This window comes from Bradyrhizobium sp., assembly GCF_049798375.1.
In the GTDB taxonomy this organism is placed as follows: domain Bacteria; phylum Pseudomonadota; class Alphaproteobacteria; order Rhizobiales; family Xanthobacteraceae; genus Bradyrhizobium.
This window is the reverse complement of record NZ_JBARGP010000025.1, coordinates 1-1542: the sequence shown is the minus strand read 5'-3', so window position 1 is coordinate 1542 and position 1542 is coordinate 1. Positions and strand designations below refer to the sequence as shown.

The window sequence follows — 1542 nt, the reverse complement described above, 5'->3', positions numbered from 1 at the left end:
CAAAGTAGCCGGCGACTGCCGGCGTTCGACGCGGCGGACCTTGTTGAAGGGACCCGTCGTTCCAGCATCGCCACGCGGCGTCATCACCCGCGCATGCGAGGGCTTTGCAGAAGTCATCCGGGATGATTCTCTTTGGTGAAGGATTCGCCGGAGGAACGGATGGCGGAACGCCAGATTGGTCAATTGAGCTTTACAGACGGACTGGTGAATGACGCGGCTCGGGCCAATGCGCCATTGCAGCGAGTGTCGGAACTGGTCGACTGGAGCGCGATTGAAGCGCTGCTGAGCGGCTTGCGCAGCGGGTCGATGGGAGCGCCAGCTTACCCGTCGCTGGCGCTGTTTAAGGCGCTGTTGCTGCAGCAATGGTATGGGCTGTCCGATCCGGGGCTCGAGGAAGCGCTGGTGGACCGCCTGTCGTTCCGGCGCTTTCTGGGCCTGTCGCTGAGTGAGCCGGTGCCGGATCATTCCACGCTGTGGCGTTTCCGCGAACAGCTGGCCAAGAGCGGGCTGGCGGAGCGCGCGTTTGCCCTGATTACGGCGCAGATCGAGAAGTCCGGCTTCGTCTTGAAGCGCGGCACATTGATCGACGCTTCGCTGATCCGCTCGGCGGTTAATCCACCCGAACCTCCGGATCCCGATTTGCCCCCGGATGCAGACGGGCGGCCCGCCAGCAAGCTGGTCAAAAGCGCTCACGATCCTGACGCTGCCTGGACCAAGAAGGACGGCAAATATGCCTTCGGCTACAAGATGCACGTGGCGATGGACCAAGGCAGTCGCATCATCCGGCGCCTCGCCTTTACGCCAGCCAATGTCAACGACACCGTGCCCGCTGACGGGCTGATCTGCGGCGACGAGGCAACGGTCTACGCTGACAAAGCCTACGATACCATCGCACGACGTGTGCGGTTGAAGCAGATGGGTATTCGCGACGGCATCATGCGTAGACACAACCGTTGGCTTCGCTTGGGACCTTGGGCGGTGCGTCGTAACGCGGTCATCTCGCATCGACGTGCGCCGATCGAGCCGTTGTTCGCATTGCTCAAGCGCGTCTACGGCCTTGCGCGTGCCCGCTATCGCGGCCTGATGCGCAATGCCGCAGCTTTCCAGCTCGCCGCGACCGCGATCAATCTCCAGCGATGGGCCAGGACGCCACCCCACATCGCCTAACCAAACGAGGCATCTAGCCATCACGGCTGACCCGTCCAAGCCACCGACCGGCCCAAGCAACCAGCGCCTGCCCTGTCGATTTGCTCCGCTTTCGCAAAGCCCTCGCGAAAGCGGGTGATGACACTCAGCAAGCTGAGGTGCGCCTGCACTTCTGAATAATAGAAGTCTAACGCTGATTTGCCCGACGCGTCAAGCTGCCGTGTCGAACGCCGGCAGCCACCGACTACTGTGCATGGGGTTGTTTTCGATATTTTGAATGCAGCTCGCGTCAGCGGGCCGGTGCAGCCTCCACCTGTACCGCGCCCAGCATGCCGGTTCGTTCGTGACAGCCGAGATACTCAAAGAACTGCTCGTCGGCGGCGGCGACCGTGACCT

At 62.3% G+C, this 1542-nt stretch carries 1 protein-coding gene; it reads left to right on the top strand.

All coding sequences use genetic code 11. The features are described from left to right. Positions 1–159 precede the first annotated feature (159 nt). Positions 160–1167, top strand: coding sequence for an IS5 family transposase (locus tag WA702_RS00940; protein WP_425108649.1), 1008 nt, complete (start codon positions 160–162; stop codon positions 1165–1167). Positions 1168–1542: the final 375 nt, after the last annotated feature.